Consider the following 12,553-nt stretch of genomic DNA (forward strand, 5'->3'; position numbering starts at 1 on the left):
GTGAGCAGAATAGATAACCTGAGTAGGTACTGCTTTTAATGAACAAAACAATAACAAGTTGTTTGCTCGCGTTACTTGTCTTAATGACAGGCAAGGTATGGGCGAATGATGCAGAAATGCAACCTTTAGCAAGTAAGTCTTTAATGTTAGATGTGATTAAAGTGAACAGTGAGACTTTGATTGCTGCCGGAGAGCGAGGTCATATTCTGACTTCAAATGATGGCGAAAACTGGCAACAAACCGCTGTTCCAACCCAATCGACAATCAATAAACTTTTCTTTTTAAATGAGCAAACCGGCTGGGCGGTTGGTCATGATTCAGTGATATTACACACCACTGATAGTGGTAAAAGCTGGCAATTGCAAAACTATAAGCCTGAACTCGAACGACCTTTATTTGATTTGATGTTCTTCGATGCCAATAACGGTATCGCGGTAGGCGCCTATGGTTTTATGTATCGCACCCAAGATGGCGGCAAGACGTGGCAGGAAGAATATCACTTAGAGCTGCTCAATGAAGACGACCAATTGTATTTGGAAGATCTTAAGCTTGAAGATCCTGAGTTTTACAAAGAAGAAATTGGCAGCATTTTGCCACATTTCAATGCCTTGTATATGCATCAAAACGAGTTATTTCTAGCAGGTGAAATTGGCTTGATGGCTAAAAGCGGTGATTGGGGTAAAACCTGGCAATTGCTTGATGAAGTGTATATCGGCTCATTTTTCGATATCGCTGTGGTTAAGGGCAATGTGATGTTGGCAGCAGGTCTGCGTGGCAATTTGTTTTACAGTGAAGACAACGGCACGCAATGGCAGCACGTTGAGATTGATTCCATTGCCTTGTTAAACGGTATCGTGACGAATGATAATGGCAAGGTCTTTGTCTTAGCCAATGCCGGTGTATTGCTAGCCAGTGATGATGGCAAACAGTTTACCTTGACCACTGAAAAAGACGGTAAGGCGCTTATTGCGGGAGTTTGGTTTAACGATAAACTCGTCGTCGCTTCAGAAGTTGGAATGAAAGTTCTGGATGTACAATAATGATATTTAAAAAATTCTTGAATCACTTTGAGCGCAACCTGTTTCGATTTCGATTTACGGTGTTGGGCGTTTTCCTTTTTATTACCGGTTACTTGCTGGCTCAAGCGACCAATATTCGTCTTGATGCCTCATTTGAAAAAAATATCCCTCTGCAACACAGCTACATGCAGACTTACCTTAAACACCAAACAGACTTTGGTGGTGCCAATAATGTCTTGATATCGGTATGTAATACCGATGGTGATATTTTTAACGAACCATTTTTCTCGACCTTAAAAGGCGTGCACGACCAGTTGTTTTTTATTCCTGGCGTCAATCGTATTTTGGTTAACTCTTTGTATTCACCATCGACGCGTTTTGTTGAAGTGGTCGAGGATGGCTTTGCCGGTGGGCCGGTCATTCCTGCGGACTTTAAACCCAATAAACAGGGTTTAGCGACGGTTAAGAGTAATATTGAAAAGGCCGGTATCGTCGGCTCAGTGGTCTCTGATGACTACAGTTGTGCCATGGTTAAAGCGTCTCTGATGGAAATGGATCCACAGACCGGCGAGAAACTTGATACCCTAAAAATCTCCAAGCAATTGGAGGACGAAATCCGTGGCAAGTTTGAAAAAGACAATATCAGTATTCACATTATTGGATTTGCCAAAATGGTCGGTGATATTGCTAACGGTGCACAAGGTGTTGTGACCTTCTTTGCCATCGCCATCGCCATTACTGCGGTTATGGTCTATCTGTTCTGTAAATCGATCACCTTAACACTGTTGCCAATAACCTGTTCGCTTATTGCGGTTATATGGCAAATGGGCATGCTCACCGAGCTCGGTTTTGGTCTTGATCCGATGTCAATTTTGGTACCGTTTTTGGTGTTCGCCATCGGTGTGTCTCATGGTGTGCAGATGATCAACGCCATATCCAAAGAAGTGGCTAAAGGCAACAACGCTAAGCAAGCGGCACAACAGTCATTTAGACGTCTGTTGGTACCAGGCGGTATTGCGTTGCTATCAGATACCGTAGGCTTCTTAACCTTATTGGCGATTGATATCGGCATTATCCGTGAATTAGCAATCACCGCGTCGTTGGGTGTTGGCTTGATTATCTTTACCAACTTGGTGCTGTTACCTGTGCTGGTGTCGTTTGTTCGCTTTGATCAAGAAGAGCAAAGAAAAATTATCGAGAATGCCGATCACAAATTGATGAATCGCTTGTTATGGAAGAAAGCCGCGATTGTTAGCTCACCGAAAGCTGCGGGCATCATTCTGGCGGTTACAGCGGTGTTGTTCCTATGGGGCTTTAATCAGAGTGAAAAGTTAAAGATTGGCGAATTGCATGCCGGTGCTCCTGCCTTGCATGAAAGCTCTCGCTATAATCAGGACACGTTCTTAATAACCGATAAATATGCCATCAGCGTTGATTACATGTCGGTGGTTGTCGAGACCTACAGTGACTCTTGTATTAATCATGAGGTACTGGAAACCATTGATACCATGCAATGGCGACTAGAGAACATTGACGGCGTACAATCAGCAGTATCGTTGGCGACAGTTGCGAAAAAAGTTAATTCGAACTTCAACGAAGGCAATAAACGTTGGCATGTATTACCGCGTAATTCATCATCTTTGGTGCAATCTATTGCCTTGGTGCCAACCACCAGTGGTCTGTTAAACACAGATTGTAGTGCGATGCCGATTATCTTGTTTATGGAAGATCACAAAGCGCAAACCATCGAACGCGTGGTTGATGCGGTAAAATTGAATCTTGCAGAATTAAGCACCGATGAGATTCAGTTTAAACTGGCGTCAGGCCCAGTGGGTGTTATGGCGGCGACAAACGAAGCCGTTGCCGAAGCACAGTTACCTATGATGCTGTATGTCTATGCGGCGGTTACCTTATTGTGTTTGATTAGCTTTCGCTCTGTGAGAGCGACGATAGTCGTTATCGTGCCTCTGTATGTTGTATCAACATTAGCTCAAGCGCTAATGACATTTCTTGATATCGGTCTGACGGTGTCAACATTACCAGTCATTGCTCTTGGTGTTGGTATCGGGGTCGATTACGGTATTTATATTCTATCGACCATGAGTCAGCGCCTGAAAATGGGTGAGTCGATGGCGGATGCATATCTTGGCGCATTAAAAGAGCGGGGCAGTGCGGTATTGATCACCGGTGTGACGTTAGCAATTGGTGTCTCTACTTGGTTCTTTTCAGCACTGAAATTCCAAGTCGACATGGGCATCTTGTTGACCTTTATGTTTCTGGTAAACATGTTGGCGGCAATAATTATTTTGCCAGCACTTTCAACGTTCCTATGGAAAAGAAAAAACTGATTTTCAGCAAAATGAAAGTTTTGCATAAATAATCAAGAAAATGGCCGAAAGGCCATTTTCTATTTATGGCACCTGAATATTAAATTAACCTTGATTAACAAACGCTTAATAATTGGTACTTTTACTCTAAAAAAGTTCTCGCAAAACCTTAATTTTCTTAATAGAATTCGCCCCCGTAGTCTATCCTAATAACTAACAAATTATTAATTTGGCTTAATGCAAAGAAATGTTTTGTATTTTGTTGTGAAAGTTTAGAACAATAATTACAACATAAGCGATTTTAAATGCCATAACAGTGGTTATCGTTTGTGTAGGTTAATAAACCTTTCGCCTATTTGAGGGTAATATTGATGGCGTCATTAGATAATCACTCATCCGTGCTTTTTACCAACGTTAAAAAGTTGATTCATGAAAAAGTACCTGCCGATACGGCCCCGTTACTTGATCAATTCACGTCGTTATTTTACAAAAATTTGTCAGCTGACGATTTAGCTGGTCGAAACGAAAGCGACGTTTATGGTGCAACACTGAGTTTGTGGAAAGCCTTAAACTCTCGTGAAGACGATAAAGCGTTTATTCGCGTACTTAACCCTGAAGTGTCAAAAAATGGTTGGAAATCAAGCCATACCGTCGTTGAAATCATTTTGAAAGACACGCCATTTCTAGTCGACTCGACTCGAATTGCATTGAACCGCTTAGGTTTATCGCCACATTTAATTGTCAATTGCCCGATTAATATCGTACGCGATTACAACGGTCAGGTATCGGCGTTAGGCGATGCCTCTAAATCGTTAAAAGACAGTATCACTGAAACCGTCTTTTTCATCGAAATTGACCGCCTTACCGCACAAGAGCAAATTGATACCCTTACCGCTGAATTAGCGTCAGTATACAAAGACGTGTTATCAACGGTACATGATTGGCAGGCATTGACCGGAAAGTTCAAAGATTCGATTAAAGGCTTAAGCAAATCGAAAAAGTTTGTTGATGCTGTCGACTTCAAAGAAAGCAAAGAATTTTTAGAATGGTTGTTGAATAACAACTTTACCTTTATGGGCTACCGTCATTACACGGTGCAAGAGGTACAGGGTGACGTTGCATTGCAAGCCGACTATGATTCGAGCCTTGGCTTAATGCGTGATGCCGATGAAAGCAACGGTGTACGCATGGTGAATAGTTTGCCTGAGCAAGCGAGAGAGATGGCGCTTGGCAACAACATATTGATATTAACCAAAACCAACAGCAAATCACGCGTGCATCGTCCGGCGCACATGGATTATATCGGTATTAAACGATTTGACGACAAAGGCAATGTGGTCGCCGAAGAGCGCTACCTAGGTTTGTTTGGCAGTGCGTTTTACAATGACAGCGCGCTTAATTTGCCGATTATCCGTCATAAAGTGCAACGTGTGTGTGATGACTCAGGATTCGCCCCTGGCTCGCACGCATTTAAAACATTAATCAACATACTTGAAACCTATCCTCGCGATGAGATTTTGCAATCAACTGAAGAAGAGTTGGTGCAAACCGTTAAGGGCGTGTTGCAAATGCAAGAGCGCGACGTTACCGGATTATTTGTGCGTCGTGATGTATTTGACCGTTTTTACTCGTGCATGGTCTACGTGCCGCGTGAACGTTATAACACCCAATTAAGAATTGATACGCAAAAAGTATTACAAGATGCCTTTGGTAGTGAACATGAAGTTGAGTTCAATACTTTCTTCTCTGAATCTGTCCAGGCTCGTACTCACTACATTGTCCGTGTGGACTCAACCAAAGCAGATATCAACGTGAAAGAAATCGAACGTAACCTAAATGAAGCCGCCCGTAGTTGGGATGACAAATTTGCCGATGCCCTAAATTCTAATAAGGGTGAAGTTCAGGGTAAAGCGTTGGCACGTAAATATGCCAGCTTCCCACAGGCCTACAAAGACGAAGTCTTACCGGGTACGGCGATTGTTGATATCGACAAGTTAGAAGCGGTGAGCGATGACAGTCCACTTGAGATGTTGTTTTATCAACCGTTGGAAGAAAAAGCGGACAGTCGTTTTGTTAAGCTGAAATTATTCCACAAAGGTGAGCCACTACATTTATCCGATGTGTTGCCGATGTTAGAGAACTTCGGTTTGCGCGTTATTGGCGAAAGCCCATACATGGTGCGCAGTAACGACGGCGAGATGTGTTGGATCCTAGATTTCTCTATGTTACTGACCGGCAATAAAGCATTTAATCTTGAACAGGTGCAAACCTTGTTCCAAAACGCTTTTGCTAAAGTGTGGCATGGCGAGTTAGAAGATGACGGCTTTAATAAGTTGATCCTAGGCGCAGGCCTTGCAGGTCGTCAGGTTTCAATCTTACGTGCTTATGCGAAATATCAGCAGCAAATTGGCAGCACCTTCTCGCAAACGTATATTGAATCAACGTTTACGCGTTATCCAAACTTTGCCGAACTTTTGGTTAATTTGTTCCAAATGAAGTTTGATCCAAAAGCGAAAACATCAGACAAAGCCATTCAAAAGGTGTTGGACACCATTGAAGCATCGCTTGATTCGGTGGCCAGTTTAGATGACGATCGTATCATTCGTCGTTATGTTGAAATCATCAACGCGACCATGCGTACCAACTACTTCCAAGCAAATGCTGAAGGCCAAGATAAGTCATACGTATCATTTAAGCTCATGCCTGAATTGATCCCTGAGATGCCAAAGCCGTTGCCGAAATTTGAAATTTTTGTTTATTCACCGCAAGTCGAAGGTGTGCACCTTCGTGGTGGCAAAGTCGCTCGTGGTGGTTTGCGTTGGTCAGACCGACGCGAAGACTTCCGTACCGAAGTACTTGGCTTGGTGAAAGCACAACAGGTTAAGAATACGGTTATCGTGCCTGTGGGGGCGAAAGGTGGTTTCTATTGTAAACAGTTACCGGTAGGTGGAACTCGTCAAGAAATCTTTGAAGCAGGTCGTGAATGTTATAAAACCTTTATTCGTGCGTTATTAGACATCACAGACAATATCGTCGGTGGTGAAGTGGTTCATCCAGAGTCAGTGGTACGTTTAGATGAAGACGACACCTACTTAGTTGTTGCCGCTGATAAGGGCACCGCGACATTCTCTGACACCGCCAATGCCATTGCCGACGATTACGGTTTTTGGTTAGGTGATGCATTCGCATCCGGTGGCTCGGTTGGTTACGACCACAAGAAGATGGGTATTACTGCTAAAGGCGCTTGGGAGTCAGTTAAACGTCACTTCCGTGAAATTGGCATAGATTGTCAAAGCACTGACTTTTCGGTATTAGCAGTCGGCGATATGGGCGGCGACGTGTTTGGTAACGGTATGCTGTTATCAAAACACATATGTTTGCAGGTTGCCTTTAACCACATGCACATCTTCATCGACCCAACACCAGATTCCGCGTCAACGTATGTTGAGCGTCAACGATTATTCGATCTGCCAGGTTCAAGCTGGGATGATTACAATCGTGAATTGATTTCTGAAGGCGGCGGTATTTTCTCTCGCGCTGAAAAGTCGATTAAATTGTCTGCGCAAATGAAACAAATGCTGGGCACCAAAAAAGCCTCAATGTCACCAAATGAGCTGATTCAAATGGCTCTTAAGATGAAGGTCGACTTGATCTGGAACGGTGGTATCGGTACCTACATTAAAGCGTCAAGCGAAAGCCATGCTGAGGTTGGTGATCGAGCCAATGACGTGTTGCGTGTTGATGGTAAAGAAGTACAAGCAAAAATCATTGGTGAAGGTGGTAACTTAGGTTGTACTCAACTAGGTCGTATGGAATATACCCGCAGTGGCGGACGTATGAATACCGATTTTGTTGATAACGTTGGTGGTGTTGATTGTTCGGATAACGAAGTTAACATCAAAATTCTACTTAATACCCTTGTCGCCAACGGTGATTTGACCATAAAGCAACGCAATAAGTTGCTTTATGATATGACCGAAGAAGTTGAAGAAATTGTGCTTGAAGATTGTTATCACCAAACTCACTCGATTTCGATTTCTCAATCCCGCGGTGCCAACAAACTGAAAGAGCAACAACGTTTTATTCATCATCTAGAGCGTCAAGGTAAGCTTGACCGCGCATTGGAATTTATTCCAACCGATGAAGAGATCATTGAACGTATGGCGAGAAATCGCGGCTTAACTCGACCTGAGCTTTCAGTACTCGTTGCTTACGGTAAAATGGTATTGAAAGAAGAGTTGGTGGTTGAAGAAATCACCAATGATCCATATTTAGGTAAACTGTTAATCACCGCATTCCCTAAGCAATTGCAAGATGCCTACAAGAGTGAGATGCAATCGCATCCATTGCGCGCCGAAATCATTGCCACTCGATTGGCAAATGACTTGTGTAACTACATGGGCTCTAACTTTGTTATTCGTATGCGAGAAGAGACCGGTTCACCTGTGGCCGAAGTTGCTAAGTGTTATACCATCGCCAGCGAAATTTTTGAGTTACAAGATATTTGGCAACAAATTACCGAACTTGATAACAAGATTGATGCTGATGTACAAACAGAGATGTTGTTCCAGTTGCGTCGTAACGTCCGCCGTGCAACGCGTTGGTTACTGCGTCATCGCAATAAGGCACTTACTATTGAGCAGTCAATCGACTTCTTTGCACCGACCTTTAAGGTGCTAACAACGAAATTGGATAAATTCCAAGATCCGAAAGAAGCGAAAGGCTTGCACGACTTTAAAGACAGTTTGAAGCAGAAAAAAGTACCGGCGAAAATTGCCGAGCGTATATCACAATTGTCGACCTTGTTCTCGACCATGGATATTGCTCAAGTAGCGTGTCAAGACCAGCGCGATATTGATTTGGTCGCCAAGCTATACTACAACATTGGTGTTCGCTTAGACTTGCATTGGTTCCTTGACCAAATTACCAAGCAACCTGTCGATAATCACTGGCAAGCACTAGCCAGAGCGTCATTCCGTGAAGAGCTTGATTGGCAACAACGTGCATTAACCACGGCAATTTTGCGTCTAAACCCAGACAGCAATGACATTGAAGCGATGATCAATAACTGGATCGAAAGTTGTGATCAACCGTTAGAGCGCTGGCGTCAAGTGTTGGCTGACTTTAGAACCAGCAAAACTCACGAATTTGCTAAGTTCTCAGTCGCGTTACGTGAATTGATGATGTTGTCACATCACAATGATCATAATGTAAGTTAACCAAGTAACTTGATGTAATGCTGGTTTTGCTCAGCATCAAATAATGGTAAACTCCCCGCGCGTCGGGGAGTTTTTGTATCTAATCCCCTAACATTTAATGCTTTTTACTACAGAATCGGAACATCATGCTTTATTCATTTGCACGTAACCTTTTATTTAAAATGAGCCCAGAACAGGCTCATGACTTCACCATTAATATGATGAAAATGCCTGCAGCGTTTGCCATGAAAGGCTTATACGGTGCCAAGGTTAAAAACAAACCGGTTAATGTGATGGGAATCGAATTCCCTAATCCGGTTGGTCTTGCCGCAGGTTTGGATAAAAACGGCGAGTGTATCAATGGTTTTTCTGCACTTGGTTTTGGTTTTGTTGAAGTGGGTACGGTGACCCCGCGCCCGCAACCGGGTAACCCTAAGCCTCGTATCTTTCGCCTACCACAAGCTGATGCTGTTATTAACCGTATGGGGTTCAATAATCACGGTGTTGATTATTTAGTTGAACAGGTTAAACGCGCCAATTTTAAAGGCGTGTTGGGTATCAATATCGGTAAAAACAAAGATACCCCAGAAGAAAATGCTAAAGACGATTACATTCATTGCATGCGCAAGGTGTATGCTTATGCGACGTACATTACTGTAAATATCTCTTCACCGAACACGCCGGGTCTTCGCGATCTACAGTACGGTGACGCGCTAAATACGTTATTGTCGGCGTTAAAAGCAGAGCAAACCAGTTTGGCTGAACAACATGGCAAATACGTACCTGTTGCGGTTAAAATTGCTCCTGATTCTACAGAAGAAGAAATCAATGGTATCGCTGAATGCTTATTGGCTAACAATATCGATGCGGTAATTGCCACGAATACGACATTAAGCCGAGAAGGTGTTGAAGGCCTTGAACACGGTGATGAAATGGGCGGCTTAAGCGGCCTGCCAGTACAAAAGAAAAGTACTGAAGTTATTGGAATGCTCGCCAAAGCCCTAGACGGTAAGATGCCAATTATTGGTGTCGGTGGTATTAACAGCGCGGCATCGGCGAAAGAAAAATTAGCGGCTGGTGCCAGCCTAGTGCAAATTTATACAGGCTTTATTTACGAAGGCCCTGGCTTGATTAAAGATATTGTCGACAGTCTTTAATGGCCCATTTATTCCAAGATTAAATGGAATAGATTAAAGGGAATAGATTTAAATGAATAGATAAAAGGAGCTCAATGAGCTCCTTTTTTGTTGCTTAATTTGTATTTACCAGAGGGCGTATTGAGCACCTTAAAACACCCAACAGTAGTCAACGACTAAGAGTTAATTAAAACTCAGCGGCCACTTTGAAACTTAACACCTTCTGAGTAATCGGGTGTTTGATTTGTAAATATTCGGCATGTAAACGCAGTCTATCGGCTTTAGTACCATAGTGTTCGTCGCCTACAATCGCCATATTTAAACCTTGCGGATGGGCACAGTGCACACGTAATTGGTGGGTGCGTCCGGTTTTAGGGTACATGGATAAGCGTGTTGTCGTTGCCGTGCGTTGCATCACTTTGTAAATGGTGTGGGCAGGCTTGCCGGTATCAAAGCACACTTTTTGTCTTGGTCTATCATCAATGTCTAGTGTCAGCGGTAGGGTTATTTCACCTTCGTCAGCCTCGACTATGCCGGTGACCTCGGCAATATAGTTTTTATTAACACTGCGTTCGACAAACTGGCGTTGCAGTGCTTTGTTGGCACGACTGGTTAACGCCAATACCATTAAGCCTGAGGTCGACATATCTAAGCGATGAACGATCAAGGGGCCGGTCGCTTGTGGGTATTGCCGTTTAATGCGCGAATAGACCGAGTCATCAATGTTTTTGCCCGGTACACTGAGCAAGCCCGATGGCTTATTGACAACAACCATATCATTGTCTTCGTAGACGATAGCCAGGTGCTTATCTTTGCCTGGGTTAATCAACAAAGGGTTCTCATCTAAGGCCAAGCCTTCGAGCATGTGGCCAAGTATTGGTTGGCATTTGCTATAACACGATGGGTAATAGTGCTTGTGTCGTCTTATTTCTGATTTTGGCGAACGGCCCCACCAAAATTCAGCCATACAGATAGGCGCGAGTGCCTGTTCAAAGGCGTATTGCAACAGTTTTGGCGCAGCACATTCGCCAGCGCCTGCCGGCGGCACTTTAAACGGTGTTTCAGCAAAAATATCATTGAGATCTTTGCGCTCACCAAGGTTGTTTAAAAATCGATATTGAGAAAATAAGCGTTTTTGCAATCTATTGGAAAGCTTACGACGAGTCTTAGCCAAGGATTGAATCTCCGCCTCAACGCTATCTAAGCTCTGTTGTGTCGCTTGAATACGTTGTTGCCACAACACCTTCAAATCTCGAAGTTTAAGCTTATCGATGACACTGGCTTGGCTGAGTTGCTGTTCAAATGCTAGGTAGTCTTGCTCTGACAACGTTTGTTTGGCTTGTGCTCTTTGTTGTTTACGCTGAGCTTTTCGCTCACTGGCGTCACCTTTAAACTGCGCTAACGCTTTATCAAAGGCTTGATTTTGCTCGCTAACTTGGCGCTGTAATTGGCTATATAAAGGTTGCTGCAGTGCTTGTTTATATTCATTACTTACTTTAGTAATGATGGCCAAATCATCTTTAAAAAAACTGTCTTTAGATAACATATCAAACACAGGTGGCACAAAGCCTGGTAGGGCGTTTGTGTCGGCTACTTTGCCGGAAAAAGCGCTTAAATAGCCAAGTTGGCCTTGTTGATCTTGGACAACCAAAATACCAAACATTTTGCCGACAGCACTGTCCGGATCATCATCAGCATTCAGACCAAAATTATGCTGCCAATTATTGTTTGTTAATAACGTTTGTTGCAATTGCTCAGCGGCTATCTCAGCTAAGGGGTGTGGCTGATAATAAAACGGAAAGGTGAACCGCGCCGGTAATTTAATCGCGCTAACGTCTTGTTGAAATGCATGGAAGCAGTTTGGTTGTTGAGGCATTTTTTAAGAAAAGTAGGCTTTGTCTGTATACGCTTAGTTTATCATTTAAAACAATGTTGAGGTACGGTTTATAAAAAAGACTCCCTAAGGAGCCTTGTTTGTTATGTCTAATTTATGTGTTTACTGGTGTAACCAGGTATTGAACATGTTTTCGACAACTGGCGTGATGCTGAATGTGACCATATAATCCGGGCCAAAGTCTTCATCTTTTTGCACGTAGTAATCAAGATCTAAACCGAATTTCCATGGTCGACCGGCGATGATGGTGGTTTTACTAATCGTAAAGTTAACCGGTAGGGTCAGTTTTTCATCTTCTGCATTGTGGTTGTATTCAATTTTAGGTGCCGAGCCATAAGCCCAACCACCATCACCAATATTGATGTACATTAATTGTGATGAGGTGATACTCATTTCACCGGCTTCTCCTAAATCACCTTCGTCTACACTTTCTAGATGTGAGGTGTAGGCACCAACTAATGTTTTACCTTTGCCTACAAATTTACCGACAAACAACGCCGGACCGACGGCGGTGACTTCACCGGCACCTATATCTGAGTTGCCGATGGGTAATGAGCCAACCATACCATAGGCGAGCAGGTCGGTCGGGTCTTCTGCTTTTGGTGCGTAAACCAAATCAAAGCCTAAATCACCAATGCCGGATTCACCATTGCCATTATCATAAACAATCGGTACCGCAGGGCGGAAAATCACTTTGTCACCATCATCAAGCATAAAAGGCAACGTCGGTTGGAATAGGGTGTGTGAAATCTCACGGCCATCTTCCATCGATTTAAATTGATTTTTAAAGGTTAAACTAGCAAAGGCAGTATTGGGGTTAGCCAATTCTTTTGCCGCATCTTCAGCGCTGACTTCTTTGGCATTAACCTGTGTTGTGGCCAATAAAGGCAACACGGCGATTGCAACCATTGATTTCAAATATTTCATACGTCACCTTGTTCGTGAACCGGTATTTGTTAACAGTGGCGACATATTAAAC

Annotated in this window: 6 protein-coding genes; 4 read left to right on the forward strand and 2 right to left on the reverse strand. The window is 43.3% G+C overall.

Features of this window, described 5'->3' with window-relative positions; translation table 11 throughout:
* Positions 1 to 38: 38 nt before the first annotated feature.
* The 4 genes from E2K93_RS16275 to pyrD all read left to right on the forward strand — a co-directional run bounded on the left by E2K93_RS16275 (position 39) and on the right by pyrD (position 9,701).
* Positions 39 to 1,040 carry a WD40/YVTN/BNR-like repeat-containing protein gene (locus tag E2K93_RS16275; RefSeq protein WP_135440101.1) on the forward strand — a complete coding sequence of 334 codons (1,002 nt, stop codon included), beginning with the start codon at positions 39 to 41 and terminating at the stop codon, positions 1,038 to 1,040.
* The gene (locus E2K93_RS16280) at positions 1,040 to 3,367 is read left to right on the forward strand and encodes an efflux RND transporter permease subunit (RefSeq protein WP_135440102.1); all 2,328 of its coding nucleotides are present in this window, start codon (positions 1,040 to 1,042) and stop codon (positions 3,365 to 3,367) included. The genes E2K93_RS16275 and E2K93_RS16280 overlap by 1 nt, the downstream gene beginning before the upstream one ends.
* Before the next feature lie 350 nt (positions 3,368 to 3,717).
* A complete protein-coding gene (locus tag E2K93_RS16285) occupies positions 3,718 to 8,565 on the forward strand; it encodes an NAD-glutamate dehydrogenase (protein WP_135440103.1) in 4,848 nt (1,615 codons plus the stop codon).
* 125 nt (positions 8,566 to 8,690) lie between these two features.
* Complete coding sequence (pyrD, locus tag E2K93_RS16290; RefSeq protein WP_135440104.1) at positions 8,691 to 9,701, forward strand: quinone-dependent dihydroorotate dehydrogenase; 1,011 nt, start codon at positions 8,691 to 8,693, stop codon at positions 9,699 to 9,701.
* Positions 9,702 to 9,867: 166 nt separating this feature from the next.
* Here the strand turns inward: pyrD and E2K93_RS16295 are convergent, their stop codons facing one another.
* Both E2K93_RS16295 and E2K93_RS16300 read right to left on the reverse strand, forming a co-directional pair.
* The gene (locus tag E2K93_RS16295) at positions 9,868 to 11,556 is read right to left on the reverse strand and encodes an RluA family pseudouridine synthase (RefSeq protein ID WP_135440105.1); all 1,689 of its coding nucleotides are present in this window, start codon (positions 11,554 to 11,556) and stop codon (positions 9,868 to 9,870) included.
* A gap of 120 nt (positions 11,557 to 11,676) precedes the next feature.
* Positions 11,677 to 12,501: a hypothetical protein gene (locus E2K93_RS16300; RefSeq protein ID WP_135440106.1), complete on the reverse strand. Its 825-nt coding sequence runs from the start codon at positions 12,499 to 12,501 to the stop codon at positions 11,677 to 11,679.
* Positions 12,502 to 12,553: the final 52 nt, after the last annotated feature.

The organism is Thalassotalea sp. HSM 43 (assembly GCF_004752005.1).
Taxonomy (GTDB): Bacteria; Pseudomonadota; Gammaproteobacteria; order Enterobacterales; family Alteromonadaceae; genus Thalassotalea_A.

What these genes read in the sequence shown, in the direction of transcription:
- pyrD (WP_135440104.1), top strand. Translation starts at nt 8,691, where the DNA reads ATGCTTTATTCATTTGCACGTAACCTTTTATTTAAAATGAGCCCAGAA.
- E2K93_RS16285 (WP_135440103.1), top strand. Translation starts at nt 3,718, where the DNA reads ATGGCGTCATTAGATAATCACTCATCCGTGCTTTTTACCAACGTTAAA.
- E2K93_RS16295 (WP_135440105.1), bottom strand. Translation starts at nt 11,556, where the DNA reads ATGCCTCAACAACCAAACTGCTTCCATGCATTTCAACAAGACGTTAGC.
- E2K93_RS16280 (WP_135440102.1), top strand. Translation starts at nt 1,040, where the DNA reads ATGATATTTAAAAAATTCTTGAATCACTTTGAGCGCAACCTGTTTCGA.
- E2K93_RS16275 (WP_135440101.1), top strand. Translation starts at nt 39, where the DNA reads ATGAACAAAACAATAACAAGTTGTTTGCTCGCGTTACTTGTCTTAATG.
- E2K93_RS16300 (WP_135440106.1), bottom strand. Translation starts at nt 12,501, where the DNA reads ATGAAATATTTGAAATCAATGGTTGCAATCGCCGTGTTGCCTTTATTG.